21 protein-coding genes and 1 rRNA gene are annotated in these 16,987 nt (G+C 37.6%); 18 read left to right on the forward strand and 4 right to left on the reverse strand.

Annotation, left to right across the window (positions count from 1 at the left end):
• Nucleotides 1-2 precede the first annotated feature (2 nt).
• From rpsM to rpsI, 10 genes are all read left to right on the forward strand, one after another.
• Nucleotides 3-368, forward strand: a complete 366-nt coding sequence (rpsM, locus tag GHC26_RS14465; RefSeq protein ID WP_163971967.1) for a 30S ribosomal protein S13 — start codon at nucleotides 3-5, stop codon at nucleotides 366-368.
• A gap of 21 nt (nucleotides 369-389) precedes the next feature.
• Nucleotides 390-779: a 30S ribosomal protein S11 gene (gene rpsK / locus GHC26_RS14470; protein ID WP_163971968.1), complete on the forward strand. Its 390-nt coding sequence runs from the start codon at nucleotides 390-392 to the stop codon at nucleotides 777-779.
• A 230-nt stretch (nucleotides 780-1,009) separates the two neighbouring features.
• Complete coding sequence (locus GHC26_RS14475; RefSeq protein ID WP_163971969.1) at nucleotides 1,010-1,954, forward strand: DNA-directed RNA polymerase subunit alpha; 945 nt, start codon at nucleotides 1,010-1,012, stop codon at nucleotides 1,952-1,954.
• A 46-nt stretch (nucleotides 1,955-2,000) separates the two neighbouring features.
• Complete coding sequence (gene rplQ, locus GHC26_RS14480; RefSeq protein WP_163971970.1) at nucleotides 2,001-2,354, forward strand: 50S ribosomal protein L17; 354 nt, start codon at nucleotides 2,001-2,003, stop codon at nucleotides 2,352-2,354.
• Nucleotides 2,355-2,665: 311 nt separating this feature from the next.
• Nucleotides 2,666-3,505 (forward strand): energy-coupling factor ABC transporter ATP-binding protein, encoded by an 840-nt coding sequence (locus GHC26_RS14485; protein WP_163971971.1) that lies wholly within the window; start codon nucleotides 2,666-2,668, stop codon nucleotides 3,503-3,505.
• Entirely contained in the window at nucleotides 3,481-4,350 is an 870-nt protein-coding gene (locus GHC26_RS14490; RefSeq protein WP_163971972.1) for an energy-coupling factor ABC transporter ATP-binding protein, read from the forward strand. The genes GHC26_RS14485 and GHC26_RS14490 overlap by 25 nt, the downstream gene beginning before the upstream one ends.
• A complete protein-coding gene (locus GHC26_RS14495) occupies nucleotides 4,347-5,150 on the forward strand; it encodes an energy-coupling factor transporter transmembrane component T family protein (RefSeq protein ID WP_163971973.1) in 804 nt (267 codons plus the stop codon). Before GHC26_RS14490 ends, GHC26_RS14495 begins: the two co-directional genes overlap by 4 nt.
• 22 nt (nucleotides 5,151-5,172) lie before the next feature.
• Nucleotides 5,173-5,916 (forward strand): tRNA pseudouridine(38-40) synthase TruA, encoded by a 744-nt coding sequence (truA, locus tag GHC26_RS14500; protein WP_163971974.1) that lies wholly within the window; start codon nucleotides 5,173-5,175, stop codon nucleotides 5,914-5,916.
• Nucleotides 5,917-6,761: 845 nt separating this feature from the next.
• Nucleotides 6,762-7,199, forward strand: a complete 438-nt coding sequence (gene rplM, locus GHC26_RS14505; RefSeq protein WP_163971975.1) for a 50S ribosomal protein L13 — start codon at nucleotides 6,762-6,764, stop codon at nucleotides 7,197-7,199.
• Nucleotides 7,200-7,218: 19 nt separating this feature from the next.
• Entirely contained in the window at nucleotides 7,219-7,611 is a 393-nt protein-coding gene (gene rpsI / locus GHC26_RS14510) for a 30S ribosomal protein S9 (protein WP_163971976.1), read from the forward strand.
• A gap of 451 nt (nucleotides 7,612-8,062) precedes the next feature.
• Here rpsI and GHC26_RS15975 read toward each other — a convergent pair whose 3' ends face one another.
• A complete protein-coding gene (locus tag GHC26_RS15975) occupies nucleotides 8,063-8,701 on the reverse strand; it encodes a DJ-1/PfpI family protein (RefSeq protein WP_226376953.1) in 639 nt (212 codons plus the stop codon).
• The gene (locus GHC26_RS15980; protein ID WP_226376954.1) at nucleotides 8,668-9,396 is read right to left on the reverse strand and encodes a catalase; all 729 of its coding nucleotides are present in this window, start codon (nucleotides 9,394-9,396) and stop codon (nucleotides 8,668-8,670) included. The genes GHC26_RS15975 and GHC26_RS15980 overlap by 34 nt, the downstream gene beginning before the upstream one ends.
• Before the next feature lie 279 nt (nucleotides 9,397-9,675).
• Between GHC26_RS15980 and GHC26_RS14520 the strand changes: the two genes are divergently transcribed.
• The 5 genes from GHC26_RS14520 (at nucleotide 9,676) to GHC26_RS14540 (ending at nucleotide 13,788) form a co-directional block, all read left to right on the forward strand.
• A complete protein-coding gene (locus tag GHC26_RS14520) occupies nucleotides 9,676-10,845 on the forward strand; it encodes a GNAT family N-acetyltransferase (protein WP_226376955.1) in 1,170 nt (389 codons plus the stop codon).
• 111 nt (nucleotides 10,846-10,956) lie between these two features.
• A complete protein-coding gene (locus tag GHC26_RS14525; protein ID WP_163971978.1) occupies nucleotides 10,957-11,370 on the forward strand; it encodes a DUF948 domain-containing protein in 414 nt (137 codons plus the stop codon).
• Between the two features lie 17 nt (nucleotides 11,371-11,387).
• Nucleotides 11,388-11,723 carry a DUF948 domain-containing protein gene (locus tag GHC26_RS14530; protein WP_163971979.1) on the forward strand — a complete coding sequence of 112 codons (336 nt, stop codon included), beginning with the start codon at nucleotides 11,388-11,390 and terminating at the stop codon, nucleotides 11,721-11,723.
• Between the two features lie 134 nt (nucleotides 11,724-11,857).
• A complete protein-coding gene (gene cwlD / locus GHC26_RS14535; RefSeq protein WP_163971980.1) occupies nucleotides 11,858-12,580 on the forward strand; it encodes an N-acetylmuramoyl-L-alanine amidase CwlD in 723 nt (240 codons plus the stop codon).
• A 149-nt stretch (nucleotides 12,581-12,729) separates the two neighbouring features.
• On the forward strand, nucleotides 12,730-13,788 hold the full coding sequence (locus GHC26_RS14540; protein ID WP_163971981.1) for an Mrp/NBP35 family ATP-binding protein: 1,059 nt from the start codon (nucleotides 12,730-12,732) through the stop codon (nucleotides 13,786-13,788).
• A gap of 78 nt (nucleotides 13,789-13,866) precedes the next feature.
• Here the strand turns inward: GHC26_RS14540 and gerD are convergent, their stop codons facing one another.
• Entirely contained in the window at nucleotides 13,867-14,496 is a 630-nt protein-coding gene (gerD, locus tag GHC26_RS14545) for a spore germination lipoprotein GerD (RefSeq protein ID WP_163971982.1), read from the reverse strand.
• 168 nt (nucleotides 14,497-14,664) lie between these two features.
• Here gerD and GHC26_RS14550 point away from each other — a divergent pair, with 168 nt between their 5' ends.
• Nucleotides 14,665-15,279 (forward strand): KinB-signaling pathway activation protein, encoded by a 615-nt coding sequence (locus tag GHC26_RS14550; RefSeq protein WP_163971983.1) that lies wholly within the window; start codon nucleotides 14,665-14,667, stop codon nucleotides 15,277-15,279.
• A 38-nt stretch (nucleotides 15,280-15,317) separates the two neighbouring features.
• On the opposite strand, the gene pdaB is transcribed toward GHC26_RS14550, so the two are convergent.
• Nucleotides 15,318-16,076 (reverse strand): polysaccharide deacetylase family sporulation protein PdaB, encoded by a 759-nt coding sequence (gene pdaB / locus GHC26_RS14555; protein ID WP_163971984.1) that lies wholly within the window; start codon nucleotides 16,074-16,076, stop codon nucleotides 15,318-15,320.
• A 256-nt stretch (nucleotides 16,077-16,332) separates the two neighbouring features.
• On the opposite strand from pdaB, the gene GHC26_RS14560 reads away from it, so the two are divergent.
• On the forward strand, nucleotides 16,333-16,554 hold the full coding sequence (locus GHC26_RS14560; RefSeq protein WP_163971985.1) for a hypothetical protein: 222 nt from the start codon (nucleotides 16,333-16,335) through the stop codon (nucleotides 16,552-16,554).
• 373 nt (nucleotides 16,555-16,927) lie between these two features.
• Nucleotides 16,928-16,987, forward strand: a 16S ribosomal RNA gene (locus GHC26_RS14565); the annotation flags it as partial.

Raw genomic sequence — 16,987 nt, forward strand, 5'->3', positions numbered from 1 at the left:
CTATGGCACGTATTGCAGGTATTGATATTCCACGTGATAAACGTGTAGTAATTTCCTTAACATATATCTATGGTATTGGAAAATCAACTGCACAAAAAATCTTAGCAGAAGCAGGCGTTTCAGAAGAGACAAGAGTACGTGATCTTACGGAAGATGAGTTAGGTAATATCCGTAAAGCAGTCGATGAATATACAATTGAAGGGGATCTACGTCGTGAAGTATCCCTTAATGTAAAACGTTTAATCGAAATTGGTTCATATCGAGGAATCCGCCATCGCCGTGGGCTTCCGCTCCGTGGACAAAAAACAAAAAACAACTCTCGCACACGTAAAGGACCACGTCGTACTATGGCTAACAAGAAAAAATAAAGTGAAGGAGGTAAGCTACAAATGGCTCGTAAAACAAATACACGTAAACGTCGTGTGAAAAAGAATATTGATACTGGTGTAGCACATATCCGTTCTACATTCAACAATACGATTGTAACCATTACGGATGTTCAAGGTAACGTTATTGGCTGGAGCTCAGCTGGTGCACTTGGATTTAAAGGCTCTCGTAAATCAACACCTTTTGCTGCACAAATGGCATCGGAAACAGCTGCTAAAACAGCTGTTGAAAATGGCATGAAAACATTAGAAGTTACCGTTAAAGGCCCTGGTGCTGGACGTGAAGCAGCAATCCGTTCATTACAAGCTGCAGGTTTAGAAATTACAGCAATCCGTGACGTAACCCCAGTACCTCATAATGGTTGTCGCCCGCCGAAACGTCGTCGTGTTTAATTGTACCGTATAGAATTTGTCACCCTGTCTATAATGGGTTATGATAGCTAAAAGTAAACTGGACAATAAATGTCCACTTTATCGACACAAACCTAATGAACAGCATGGCAAAGAAAGATGATACGAAAGAATACAAGTAGTGCAGAAATGCCACTGCCTATTTGGGGAATTTCGGTTAGGCCTTTTGGAGTCTAACCGGGGTTTCGACGTTTTTAAGGAGGGTTTTAAGAATGATCGAAATTGAAAAACCAAAAATTGAAACGGTAGAGATCAGCGATGATGGTACATTTGGAAAGTTCGTCGTCGAACCGCTTGAGCGTGGATATGGTACTACTCTAGGAAACTCCTTGCGTCGTATCCTATTATCCTCACTTCCAGGTGCCGCTGTTACTTCAGTTCAAATTGATGGGGCATTACATGAATTTTCTACTATCGATGGAGTGGTAGAAGATGTAACAACTGTTATTTTGAACCTGAAAAAATTAGCTCTAAAAATCTACTCTGACGAAGAGAAAACGTTAGAACTAGATGTCCAGGGAGAAGGAAAAGTTACGGCTCAAGACTTAACATATGATAGTGATGTAGAGGTATTAAATCCAGATCTACCTATTGCTACAGTTAATAGTAAAGGCCACTTGCATATGAAAATTACAGCTGAACGTGGACGTGGATATCGTCCAGCAGATTCGAACAAACAAGATGACCAGCCAATCGGTGTGATTCCGATCGATTCTATCTTTACACCAGTGTCACGTGTAACCTATCAAGTAGAAAACACACGTGTCGGCCAAATCACAAACTATGATAAATTAACATTGGATGTTTCAACAGATGGAAGCATTCGTCCGGAAGAAGCAGTTTCACTTGGTGCCAAAGTCTTCAATGAACATCTCAATATTTTTATCGGGTTAACAGATGAAGCACAAAATACAGAAATCATGGTAGAAAAAGAAGAAGATCAAAAAGAAAAAGTGATGGAAATGACTATTGAAGAACTTGATCTTTCTGTTAGATCCTATAACTGTTTAAAACGTGCTGGTATCAACACAGTACAAGAACTTTCCAATAAAACGGAAGAAGATATGATGAAAGTACGTAATTTAGGCCGCAAATCTCTTGAGGAAGTAAAAGTGAAACTGGATGATTTAGGCTTAGGCTTACGAAACGACGATTAATGCTAGAGACACCTTTAGATATTGAACAAAAAGGGAGGGATAGTCTATGACTAGAAAATTAGGTCGTACTACAGATCACCGTATGGCTTTACTTCGCAATCTTGCATCTGACTTAATTATTCATGAACGTATTGAGACAACAGAGGCAAAAGCGAAGGAGTTAAAGTCAGTAGTAGAAAAAATGATTACATTAGGCAAACGCGGTGATTTACATGCTCGCCGTCAAGCTGCTGCATTTCTTTATAATCAAGAAGCTAACGAAGATGAAAATGTTATTCAAAAACTTTTCAATGATATCGCTACACGCTATGAGGATCGACAAGGTGGATACACACGTGTGCTCAAACTTGGTGCTCGTCAAGGTGACGGTGCTCCAATGGCAATCATTGAGCTAGTTTAACATAACCATTTGCTTTAAAGGGCCAGGAATTCAGTCTCTTCCACGAGGTGAATCCAAGCCCTTTTTTTGTAAGAACCTTTTCTCATATTTGGTTTCTGCTCAACTCGTAGTTACTATATTATGTGCAGTAACTAGTGTATTTCCATAGCGGTAATTATAGATAAAACTATTGCGCATTATCTATCAACTATGCATTAAGATATATAGAATAATCTATGTGAAAAGGCCTTTTGTGAAGTAAGAAGTATAAAAGTGAGCTGCAAGACTACTTTTTATAGGAGAGTTGAGATGAGACGAGAGGAGGAACTGAAATGAAACATAAACTGGTTGAATTTCGAAATGTGTCATTTCGATATGGGGAAAATGAACCATGGGTATTAAAAGATTGCTCTTTTACGATCTATGACAATGAATTTTTGGCTATCATTGGTCATAACGGTTCAGGGAAATCAACGATCGCAAAATTAACAAATGGATTGTTATTTCCTCAAGAAGGAGAAATCATTATAAACGGAATTGCCGTTACACCTGATTCTATATGGGATATTCGAAAAGATGTAGGGATGGTCTTTCAAAATCCCGACAATCAATTTGTAGGAACAACTGTACAGGATGATGTGGCATTTGGGATGGAAAATCGCGGTATTGAGCGTAAGGAAATGGTGAAACGAATTGAAGAAACATTATCCTTAGTAGGGATGCAGGATTATCGTGTTACAGAACCACATCGTTTATCAGGAGGACAAAAGCAACGTGTGGCCATTGCTAGTGTCCTAGCCATATCACCAAAGGTCCTTATTTTGGATGAAGCAACTGCCATGCTTGATCCAAAAGGAAGACAAGAAATCATGCAAACCATTACAGGTATTCAATCGCAAAAGGAACTATCGCTAATTACGATAACACATGATCTTCAAGAAGTCGTCCAAGCGGATCGTGTGCTGGTAATGAATGAAGGGGTTATATGGGAAGAAGCAACACCTAGAGAGATATTTGGTCAGAAAGAAGCCATACGTGCTATTGGGTTAGACATTCCCTTTGTTGCTACATTAGCCGATGAGTTAAAACAATTAGGCCTACAGATTACGAAGGAACCACTAAACCATGAAGAGTTGTTGGAGGACTTATGGACATTCTATTCAAAAACGTAAGCTATATCTATCAGCCGAATACACCATTTGCTCATGAGGCGATTAAAGATCTTTCATTTTCTATTCCTTCTGGTTCGTTTGTTGCTGTAATAGGTCACACTGGATCTGGAAAGTCCACGCTGCTTCAACATCTTAATGGACTACTCATGCCAACCAAAGGAGAAGTCCAGATTGGGGACTATCATTTAACCAATGAAGAGAAACCAAAAAATTTAAAAGCATTGCGCAGTCGTGTGGGGGTTGTCTTCCAATATCCAGAGCATCAATTATTTGAAGAGACAGTAGAAAAGGATATCGCTTTTGGCCCGAAAAATTTTGGAGTTTCTGCTCAAGAAGTAAAACACCGTATACGGGAAGTAACCCCAATTGTTGGACTGTCAGAGGAACTATTGAACCGGTCACCATTTGATTTAAGTGGAGGACAGATGCGTCGAGTTGCTATTGCTGGTGTATTGGCAACAAAACCTAAAGTCCTTGTATTGGATGAGCCTACAGCAGGATTAGATCCTCGAGGACAAAAAGAAATGATGGATATGTTTTATAACATGCACAAAAACCAAGGCTTAACGACGATTCTGGTAACCCATAGTATGGAAGATGCCGTGAAGTATGCGGATCATGTCATTATTTTAAACAATGGGACGAAATATATGGAAGGTAAACCTGAAGAAGTATTCACACAAGCAGAAGCACTTCAACAAGTACAGCTAGATGTACCTGAAGTTGTGCAGTTCTTAACGAAATTTCAAAAAAAGTTTCATAAGCAAATCCCATTTGAGCGACAAACGATGAAAGAGTTAGCACGATCAATTCAACAGATGATGGAAGGAGATGCATCATCGTGATGAATTCTATGATCATCGGACAATACGTGCCAGGAGAGTCGCTTATCCATCGATTAGATCCACGGAGTAAAATAACCGTTATCTTTTTCTTTGTTTTTATTGTCTTTTTTGCTAATACCGTTATTAGTTATAGTGTGTTGACGCTTTTTGCATTAATTAGCCTAGTGATGACTCGCGTACCGATTCGTTACGTGTTAAAAGGACTAACCCCTGTATGGTTTTTAATTATATTTACCTTTATTTTGCACTTATTTGTTACAAAAGAAGGAACGGTTGTTTTCAATATTTGGGTAATGGAAATATATTCAGGTGGAATAATACAAGGGTTTGCGATCTCATTACGTTTTTTCTTACTAATACTTGTTACCTCTTTATTAACGTTGACCACAACACCAATTGAGATAACGGATGCGATAGAAGATATGTTACACCCATTAAAGAAAGTAAAATTTCCGGTACATGAGCTCGCTTTAATGATGTCGATTTCATTACGTTTTATCCCTACCTTAATGCAAGAAACAGAAAAAATATCAAAGGCCCAAAGCTCACGTGGAGTGGATTTTCGGACAGGCCCTATCAAAGAAAGAGCAAAAGCAGTTGTACCACTATTAGTACCACTGTTCGTTAGTGCTTTTAAACGAGCCGAAGAACTAGCAATGGCCATGGAGGCGAGAGGCTACCAAGGTGGAGAAGGCCGAACGAAACTAAGAGAGCTGAAACTGAAAAAGCGTGATTGGTTAACGTTTATCGTCTTTGTATTGGTTGTGGTCGCATTGTTTATTTCACGTGATTATACATGATATATTAGGAGTGCTAGAGTAGATGCCAAGGATTAAATGTATAGTAAGCTATGATGGCTCGCAGTTCTCTGGATTTCAAATTCAGCCTAAAAACCGGACGGTACAAGGTGAAATTGAAAAGGCATTACAGAAGATTCATAAGGGCACATCTGTCCGTATTCACCCTTCTGGTCGAACGGATACAGGTGTACATGCAGTAGGGCAAGTAATTCATTTTGACACACATTACGATATATCAAATCAGAATTGGAAACAGGCACTAAACACCCTTTTACCAAATGATGTATATGTCAAACAGGTAACGATTGTATCTCATTCGTTCCATGCTAGATATGATGTGATGGAAAAGGAATATCGGTATTATATTTTAAATGAGCGAGAGCCAGATATATTTAAGCGGAATTATGTCTATCAATTTCCATATGATTTGAATATCGAGAAGATGCAAGAAGCTTGTCAGTACTTGGAAGGAGAACATGACTTTACAAGCTTATCATCAGCAAAAGCAACAACAAAAGGCAGCAAAGTTCGTACACTCTATCAAGCTTCCTGTAATCGATACGGATCAGAAATAGAAATTATCTTTCGAGGGAATGGCTTTCTGTATAACATGGTTCGAATTATGATAGGTTTATTGCTTGATGTTGGTCAGGAAAAGCGTGATCCTACCGAGACTTTAGAAATATTAGAGGAGAAGGACCGCCGCCTGGCAGGAGATACCGTTCCACCACAAGGACTTTATTTGTGGAAGGTTACCTATTCTTAACCAATTAAGAGGCTGTTGCTTTTTTAGTATGATACGACATGCATATAAGATAGATGATGCGCACTAATTGTTTTAGCTGTTAATTACCGCTACGGAAATACACTTCGCTTTCATCAGGGGCATAAGTGCGACATCTGTTCAAACTATTCGTTTTCACAGTGTCTTCTTTACCGCGGGTGTCTCGTGAGCCTCCTCGTGCTACCGCACTGCGGGGTCTCACGTAGGCCACTGATCCAGCAGGAGTCTTCGTGTTTTTCCTTCGCCAGCTCGCGTTCTATTTCTTATTAATATCATCATTAATGCTAATACAATCATTATTGGAGCGTAGGATGGTCGCTTTTCCTTATTTAAGGAGGGGTGAGTTCTTGAATTCGTTTCGACATAACATTTAGTTTTTTCCATGGACAAAAGTGCGATATCTGTCAAGAAGTAGCTCTTTTTACTTCCACAGAAAGTTATTCTAAGATGCGGGAAAATGCGAGACTCCTATGGGAAAAGGAACAGTCTGAAGACCCCGCAGCGAGCGTTTTTTGCTCGCGAGGAGGCTGAAGCGTTCCCCATGGAAAGCGAGTGTTTTCCCGCAGCGTAGGGTTAGCACATACGTAATAAAGGATGTCTTGAAATCCCAATAAAGTTACTGCGCATCATATAGAATATGCGACATAAAAAACAATAATCTATTTGAAAATAGCTTTATGTCGTGATTGACTTGACATTGGCAAACGGTTAGTATATTATGATGTATGGCATTTTATTTCTAAACCATGATTAGCCCCGGAACTAATTATGTTGAAATATAAAAATAACGAGAGAAATGAAATATCCAATATGGAGGGAAACCGATCATGCGCACAACTTTCATGGCGAATGAAAATAATATTGAACGCAAGTGGTATGTTGTGGATGCTGCTGGGAAACGTCTAGGTCGTTTGTCAAGTGAAGTAGCTGCTATCCTTCGTGGGAAGCATAAGCCAACATATACACCACACGCAGATACAGGTGATCACGTGATCATCATTAATGCTGAAAAAATCGAATTAACAGGAAACAAAATGAACGACAAAAAATACTATCGTCATTCTAACTACCCAGGTGGGTTAAAAGAACGTAATGCAAATGAAATGCGTACAAAATACCCAGAACAAATGCTAGAGATTTCTATCAAAGGCATGCTTCCAAAAGGTCCATTAGGCCGTAAAATGGGTAAGAAATTGCATGTATACAGAGGCGCTGAACACAATCATCAAGCACAAAAACCAGAAGTTTATGAGCTTCGTGGATAATTAAAAGGAGGTTAATTCATTGGCACAAGTACAATATTACGGTACAGGACGTCGTAAAAGATCAACTGCACGTGTACGTTTAGTTCCAGGAACAGGCCGTGTTGTTATTAATGGTCGTGATGCAAAAGACTATTTTCCATATGAAACACAACAAATCATTTTAAATCAGCCATTAGAAGCTACTGATACAAAAGGTACTTATGATGTATTAGTAAATGTTGATGGTGGTGGATTTACTGGTCAAGCTGGTGCTATCCGTCACGGAGTCGCACGTGCTCTTTTAGAAGCAGATCCAGAATTTCGCGCAACATTAAAACGCGAAGGCTATCTAACTCGTGATGCTCGTATGACAGAACGTAAAAAATACGGTCTTAAAAAAGCTCGTCGTGCACCACAATTCTCAAAACGTTAATTATTATGCGTTTCAAGGCTCTTTTCACTTATGTGGGAAGGGTCTTTTTTACACGTTAGGAAAGTATAAAATTTTAGCCAAGAAGTGGACTCGACGTAGCTAAAATCTTAATGTCCCAAGTATAAGAAAAACAAACACATTCGCTAAAGGACGAGCGAATGCGAGTTTTTCTAAATATATAGGAAAGTTTAAAAAGTTGGCCTTATTACTGTCTTATATAGGAAAGGCCATGTCCAGCTCCAGCGCCTACCCCCCCGAGGTCATAAGTCAATCCTCATTACGCGCAAAAAGTGCCATAACGAGGATTTGCTTATACTTGGCAAGCAAGAATAGATTATATTAGCACATGATTTGTGGGTGATCGTATTGGATTTCATTAAGGGAAAGCACCTTCAATAGGTTTAGCTCTATGGATATTTCTACATCATACATGCCATTTTACATAACAGTACTATGTTCGATTCCAAAACCGTTGCTGAGCGATAGCTTTGACGAACTCCTCACTGAAGTTAGGATTATTTGCTGCAAAAACAACTCCAGCTAAGTTATTTTCCTCCGATGCTTGAATATAGGTCTGTGCAGTTGCTGCAACACCAATCGGTTTATAATGTTTGTATGCTATACCTATAAAATTCTTAATATCCTGATTGAATTTTGCTTCGTTTTCAGAACTTCCACCAGCGACATAGAGTGAGTCATACAAGGTAGGGTTCGTTGTTAGAAAGGTGTTATTAACGTTGATTTTTGTGCCGTCTGTCCCTGTAACCGTACCAAATTTCTCACCAATAAAATCTATAAAAACACCATATTCCTGAAGCATATCGGACGTATGCTTTACCTCTTTCCCGTTAAAACCATTGCCGACAAGAACGCCCACCTTTAACGAATATGGATATTTTGGTGAATTTACTTGGCTAAGGGCTGGGGAATTTGATGTAACTGAAACCTGTACGCTGCTTGGATGGTTTACCCCGACATATTCAGCAATGGCAGTTGCCAACCCTTCATCAACACTGCCAAACATATCAACAACTTGCTGGCGAACAGATTGGCTTTTTAATTTTCCGAGTTGAAAGTAAAATGCTTGCATAATATGCTGTTCCCGCCGATAGTTAGTGCTTTCTCCATTAACAATGAATGAACGCCAAGGTCAGGCTTCCAATGAAATCTTACAAAGATTGCCTTTCCGTTCTTGTTTACAAATTGGAATGTATTAATACTGTCCCCTTCCATCATTCGCCAACTTCTGGGAGCGGGTCGATCAGACATTGTCCACATAATGAAATGAACCGATGCTTGATTATTGGCAACAAAATCCCAAAAATTATCATGAGCTGCTGAGGCTTGTGGAATATCATTATGTGGCTCTGGATTAAGCGCGTGTATTGCATCCGCTAATTTAAAGGCATCGTTAAGAATGAATACAGGAAAAGATAATGCTACTAAATCGTAACTACCTTCTGCTGTATAAAATTTGGTAGAAAAGCCGCGTGGACCTAGTGTGGTATCACTTGATCCCTTATTTCCTTGCAATTTGGAAAACCGAACAAACAAATACGGGTGTCTTTGTCCCTGGTTCTTGTAAAAACAGGCTTTGGTATATTGTTTCATTGACTTATATAATTCAAATTCCCCATGTGCCCCGAATCCTCTTGCTTGAACAACTCTTTCTGGTATCCGTTCCTGGTCAAAATTCATCTGCTTTTCGATAAAATGAAAGTCTTCCATTAATGCAGGACCACGGTCACCAGCTTTTAAGGTGTTCTCATCATTTGAAATTTTCACGGCTTCATCGGTTGTAAGTTGCTTACCTGTATCTATAACGCGATATTGTTCTAATTGCTTATTTTTTTATTTACATTCACCCTTTCTTTGTTACTTCTTGATTTATCCATGTTATCTCACCTCACGTAATTTTTCACACTCCTGTATACATATGTTCTAAACCGATAAGTTATGCTAGTTGACTAGTGAGGGCCCACCTCTTACCTGGTTCCAAAGAAAAGAGTTTTTCATTTTTTTGGAAACTATAGTATGATAGGTAAGAAAAGGAGGAGTATGACATTGAACGGAATTCAGTCCTTACATACTTCAGATTATGATGAGATTTTTGCACTATCGCAATATGCTTTTCAATATGAACTAACAGAAAGAGAATTAGAAAAGAAAAAACAGGAAGCATGGCGTCATAAAATATGGGGCTATAGGCTAGATGGGCAACTTGCTGCAAAGCTTCATCTTATTCCACTTCCTTGTTATGTAAATGGGAAAGTCGTACAAATGGGCGGAATTAGCTCAGTTGCAACTTGGCCAGAGTATCGCAGGCAAGGGATGGTTAAAGATCTACTTTTTCATGCATTATCATTTATGAAGGAAAATGGACAACTTCTATCATTTTTACATCCTTTTTCCTTTTCATTCTATCGACAATATGGTTGGGCGTATACATTTAATGAAAAGCAGTATACTATCCCAATGGGAGCATTAAAAAAGAAATGGCATGCAACTGGCTATGTACAACGGACGAAAGATCTGGATATATTGCAGGAATTATACACAGCTTATGCACAGCACTATAATGGAATGCTTGTCCGTGATGAAAAATGGTGGGAACAGCGTGTGTTTAGACATAAGAGGCATGCTGTAGTGGCGTATAATGAACAAAAGGAAGCTGTTGGTTATCTTCTTTATACTGTAAAAGATAATATTTTTACGGTCCATGAGATCATCTATCATAATGTCAATGCAAGGAAGCTATTAGTAACTTTTATCGCTAATCATGATTCAATGGCTAAAGAGGTAAAATTAATAGCTCCAGAAAATGATAATTTAGCATTATTAGTAGATGAACCAAGATTTGAACAAACAATAAAACCCTATTTCATGGCACGAATTGTTGATGTATTAGCTTTTTTAAAGCAATATCGATTTGAGGGGACTCTAGAACAGTCTATTGTGTTACAGGTGTCAGATCCATTTTTTCCTGAAAATGAGGGAACCTATTATATTAATGGTCTAGATCAATCAGGGGTAATAAATGTTACGCATGGCCGTCAGTTATCCACTAAATCCAGTATTCACTGTTCCATTCAAATGCTCACAGCGATGTTATTAGGATTTAAGCGACCAACAGAGCTATTAAATCTCGGGTTAATAAGTGGTGATAGAAGACAGGTTGAAGCCTTAGACAAACATATACCAAACAGGCAAACGTTTCTATCTGACTTCTTTTAAGTAAATTTAGCGGAGATAACAAAATAATAGAAACTTATCCCAATCTACGGTAGAATAAAATCAACTGAAATTGTTTATTGGTATGAACTGGAATAGAAAGGTGGTTATCCAGTGGAAGTCGTTTATTTGGCATCATTATTAATTGCGATCGCATTTGCAATCATTACAGGCTATATTATTGTAACATTAAGACGTGTTACGAGCATGATGACAACTGTTAGCAAATCATTAAGTAAAACGGAAAGACAGCTTCAATACATAACACCAGAATTAAAACAGTCTGTACGTGAGACAAGCTCAATCATTGACGAGATGGAAGATAATTTGCAGCATACAGATGACGTATTTAACACATTAGAAAATACTGGTGAAGCACTTCATCATATCAATCAGCTTTCTCAGGATAAGATGAATGAATTGGCTCAGGAGCTTAAAACTAATAGAGCAGATTCTTTACTAAAAAGTGTTGTTTGGAGTGAAGCAGCTTACTTATTATATTCAAAATGGAAAAAGAATGAAAAATAGATGAAAGAGGGATGGAAATGGATTTAGTAGGAATTGGTGTATTAATAATCGGGGTAGCATTTTTGGTATTAGCAATCTTTGTGGCGCATGCCCTACACAATTTAGCAAATGTTCTTCATGGGGTAGAAAAAACAGTTGATCAATTACCAGATCAGTTAGATGAGGTTTTTAAGGAATCTGCAGGACTTATTCATGAAAGCAATGATACAATAAAAGATGTAAATGAAAAATTAAAAGCATTAAATCCAATGTTTCAAATTGTAAATGATGTTGGAAATGTAACAAGAAAATTTTCATCTTCATTAGTCAAAGTTACCGATTCGATTGGTATGAAAAAGAATAAAACGAAATAATAAAAGTAAAAATCCCCTAGTTAAGGGGATTTTTTAATATTAGAATGAATCTCATATTGCAAGCCATTCCACAGTCATATTCACATACCTTGTCCCATAGGATAAAAAGAGCATAGGATAAGGGGCGAATGAGAATGGGACGAGTTAGCAATATTGTTTTATGGGTAATGGGTGCGGCATTATTAGTTGTTTTAATTCAGTTTCCGATTCAAAAGGCTGAAACAACCTGGGAGACATGGTCACTTCCACTATCAGGTAAGACGATTGTTATTGACCCCGGACATGGTGGTCCAGATGGTGGAGCGGTTGGAGCAGATGAAACATTGGAAAAAGATATTTCTTTAGCTGTGGCGAAGAAATTACAAGACTACTTGCAACAAGCAGGTGCTCTTGTTTATTTAACCCGTGAGACGGATAAGGATTTGGCAAGTGAGGAAACAGAAGGACTATCTAAAAGAAAGTCTGAGGATATTCGTAATCGTCTGTCTTTTATTCATGATAAGAATGCAGACTTATTTTTAACCATACATTTAAATGCAATCCCACAAACACAATGGAGTGGGGCACAGACATTTTACCATCCAAAATTTGATGAAAGCCGTCATTTAGCAAAAATGGTCCAGTCAGAAATTACTCATAATCTAGAGAATACGACACGTAAGGCATTAGCTATTAATAGTATTTATTTATTAAAAAATGCAGAAGTTCCTGGAGCATTAGTGGAAATTGGTTTTCTATCAAATGAAGAAGAACGGGAAAATTTAAAACAAGAAGAATATCAACTAGAAATGGCTGGAAGTATCTATCAAGGAATATTACGATATGTGACAGAGGATGTTGAGGAAACAGAAGAATAATTATTTCCGTCCTTTTCTATTTTAAAGTGTCTACCATCCGAATGATTCATATCACTTAGAATTTCGATAATTTATGTTATACTACTGGTGAATGCTAATCATGGAATGGACAAGTTCCATTAGACGTTAGAAAGGGATGGTGACATAATTTGTTAACACAAGAAGAAGTTGTAGAACTACTTAATCCTGTCAAGGATCCATTTTTACATAGAACGTTTGAAGAAACTGGTGGCGTAAAATCGGTTACGATTAAAGAAGAGAAAAAACATGTTAGTGTAAAGGTCGCAATTGGAAAAACAAATACAGCTGAGCAAATGCAACTACAGCAAGAAATAGTAGGGATCTTAAAGAAAAATGGTGCCACTACAGTTGGATTGCGCTTTGAGCAACTATCTGATGAAGTTATTCAAAAGTATCAGCCAGCTGCTGACCAGGATAAAGAAGAAACCTTAATGGGTGGTGCCAAACAGCCTCACTTTATTACAGTCGCAAGTGGTAAGGGTGGTGTTGGGAAATCAACGGTTACCGTTAACTTAGCGATGGCATTAATGCGTCTTGGGAAAAAAGTTGGCATTATTGATGCTGACATATATGGGTTCAGTGTCCCAGATATGATGGGGATTGAGAATAGGCCCGCTGTTCGTGGAGAAAAAATTATTCCCGTTGAACGGTTTGGGGTAAAAGTTATTTCAATGGGCTTCTTTGTAGAAGATAATTCTCCAATTATTTGGAGAGGTCCAATGCTAGGGAAAATGTTAAATAGTTTCTTTAAAGAGGTTGAGTGGGGCGATTTAGACTATTTACTACTAGACTTACCACCAGGAACAGGGGATATTGCAATGGATGTCCATGAACTGTTACCAACCAGTAAAGAAGTTATAGTGACGACACCACATCCAACAGCTGCATTTGTCGCGGCGCGTGCTGGACAAATGGCATTAAAGACAAATCATGAAATTCTTGGTGTTGTTGAAAATATGGCATATTTTGAAAGTAAAAAGACTGGAGAAAAAGAGTATGTCTTTGGACAAGGTGGCGGTGAAAAGCTAGCAGAAGTGTTAAAAACAAAAGTACTAGGTCAGTTACCGTTACAACAGCCATATGAAGAAGAGGATGTCTTTGCACCTTCTGTTTATCAACAAGACCACCCATTGGGAAAAGAATATCATAAAATCGCATCAAAAGTAGTTGCTAAAATGGAAGAATAATCGAGTGGCGTAATAAAGAAGGGGAGCAGTATATTGCCACCCCTTCTTTTTCATTACATATAGTAAGTAACTTTGACATTAACTGGAGCCACCGCCAGATCCACCACCAGATCCGCCAGAGCCGCCTCCAGATCCACCACCGCCTTGACCTGATTCACCGCTCCCTTGCTTTTCAGCAGCTTTTATTAATATTTCTTGTATTTTTGCTTGGAATGTCGGTGTCTCTAAGGTTTGCTGGATGGATTCTTCTAAATGAGATTGGAATTCCTGTCCTTTTAAAACAGATAGTATCTGATCGGACATTTTTGGATCTTTTAATACATCAAGCATTTGTTGCTGATATTCGGAGTCACTCATTAAATCCTTCATCAATTTTTTTTGTTCACTTGAAATGGACTCGGCATAGGTTTTGACAAACTCGGGGTCCTCGAATAGTTTGGACCACATTTCCGTCCCTTTATCAGAAGTAAGTGTATTAGAAATGGAACTTTTTACGACTTCTGAATTGATAACAAGTTCTTCTTTCATTTCTTCATCCGTTAATATTTCGCGTAAGGCTTTTTTTCCATCTTCGGTTTGTAATATGTCAACGACCATTTTTTTCGTTGTATCGTATTCTCCATCTTCACCTGAAGTGCTTTGTCCTCCACCACAGGCTGTTATAAATAAAGCTAGTCCAATGAATGAGATAAGAATCGCACGAACCATTCGGTATCCTCCTTTCTCTTATTTTTAATATTCGTTTGGTCCTAAAAAATATGCGCCTCAGAAAGGAAAAACATGTCGTTTCATGATAAAATACAGAGTGGGATGACATGAGTAGTTATAGCCTATGTTCTTAAAACAGTAGAGGTATACACGCAGGAGGAAATTGATTTGAATACACGAAAAGTAGTCGGTTTATTTTGGAAAACATTATTGATTGGTGGAGTAGCAGGATTATTAACCAGTTTCTTTGTAATGTCTGAGGAATATGCAAAAAACTTAAGTCCCTTTAATTTAATGGAATTAAGCGGACTAGTTGTTTTTTTTCTAGGTCTAGGTTTTGTATTTAGTGTGGTTAGTCAGACTGGCTTCTTTGCATATTTGTTTATTAATCGATTAGGCTTAGGATTGTTTCGGACATTTTGGCCAACTGTACAAGTTTTAGTGGTCGCATTTGTCGTATTCGATTTGGTATATTTCCCTTATCAAGCAACAAAAGGGGACGTTTCGGTTTTTTGGTATATACTAATGGCTACAGCGATTTTTATTTATGGCTGGATTATTGCAAAGATAAAAGCAAAAGAAACACATCAACGTGCCTTTATTCCAGCATTATTTTTTATGGTTGTGATAACAGCAATCGAATGGGTACCAGGTTTACGAGCAGAGGGGACAGACTATGCATGGTTAATGATCATTACGTTATTAGCATGTAATACGTATCAATTATTAATACTCCACCGTTTAACAAATAACGAATCTAATAGCAAAACAAAGTCTAATTAGTAAACCCCCTGGTGAAGCAATATCATCAGGGGGTTTTTCTATTCGATTAACTCGGATTCTGCATGTGCTTGGTTAATTAACTCTGAAATCGGGACAAACTGAAAGCCTTTATTTTTTAAACCTGGCAATATTGTTTTTAACGCATCTTCCGTTTGTTTTACAGAGTCTGAAGCGTGTAATAATATAATATCTCCGTTAGCGGTCTCCTCCATGACAAAATCAATGATTTTTTGAGTACCGGGATTTTCCCAATCATTTGGGTTCACATTCCAATGTATGACCTCAAAACCCATTTCTTCGGCTAACTCAATGATCTCTTTATTAAATTGTCCATGTGGAGGACGAAGGAGATTCGCATCTTCATATCCTAACTTTCGAAATACCTCTTTGGCTTGTAATAAATCTTTTCGTACTTGTTCAGGTTCTTGATCAAGATAACTTTTATATCGATAGCCTAACATTCCCAGTTCATGTTCTTGATCTGTTATTTGTTCGACCAAATCTGGATGCCTTTCTGCCCATTCACCACTAACGAAAAAGGTGGCTTGTATTTGATTTTCTTCTAATTGGTTCAAGATATCTGAAAGTCGTTCCTCTCCCCAACTTATATTAAAGGTGAGAGCGATATTGGATTCATTAGCATTCCCTTTTGTTAAGGCAACTGGCTCATTCTTATCAAATAATGAAAAGGCACCATCCCGTTCAAACCATAGAAAGGTAGCTGTGAAAAAGGCGAATAATATAATAACTGATAAACGTTTCCATCTTTTTAAACGTAGAACATAAAAATGTTGCATGATCATTCCTCCTATACATACTTATTTTATTCTATGAGTGCATTCCCACAATATGAACAAGCTATTATGGATAAATTATAAAAAAGTGGAAAGGCTATACACTGTCCTTTTTTCAAAAAAAGTTTATAGAAAGGATAGGGACATGTTTAAAGAGGGTATAGTATTGAAGAAATAATACGAAGTGGTGATTTGGAGTAGGTAAAATAGATGATACAAATGTATTTAGAAAAGATACATAAATGATGAGGTGATCATAGTGTTAGGATTATTAATAAATGATATGGAGCAAAAAGAGTTGGAATATGTTTTAAAGCGAGAATTAGAGGAATTACTAATGGACTTAGATGATCAACGAATAGATCATATGGTGAAAGGAGCTATAAGACAAAGGTACCAAACTATATTTCGGTTATTCCAGCGTGTAGCAAGCGAGAAGGAATGTTTAAAATATATGCCAAAGCAGTTTAAGAACTACTAGATGGGAAGGAGTGAAAGTTCAGTTGATAATGGAACATGCTGGAATTTCATCTTACCTATTGCATTATTGGCGAAAGCGAAGTAAAATATTTAAAGTCAACAGAAAACATATAGCTAAAGTTTAAGTGGAAATAAAAATTTTATTAAAAAATATTGATTTAAAATGATAGATATGCTATAGTATCTTTTGTTGTCATATTAAACAAGAAAAAAACATGTTGACAGAAATTCTGATACGTGTTATATTATATCTTGTCGCAAAAATGACAAATTAATTGATCCTTGAAAACTGAACAAAACAACCAGTATGTCAAGTAAGAATGAAAGCTAAGAATTTCGTAGGATTGATTGGTGTCAATCTTATACAAACTTTTTCTATGGAGAGTTTGATCTTGGCTCAGGACGAACGCTGGCGGCGTGCCTAATACATGCAA

The sequence above is a fragment of the Oceanobacillus halotolerans genome, assembly GCF_010993955.1.
Lineage (GTDB): Bacteria > Bacillota > Bacilli > Bacillales > Amphibacillaceae > Oceanibacillus_A > Oceanibacillus_A halotolerans.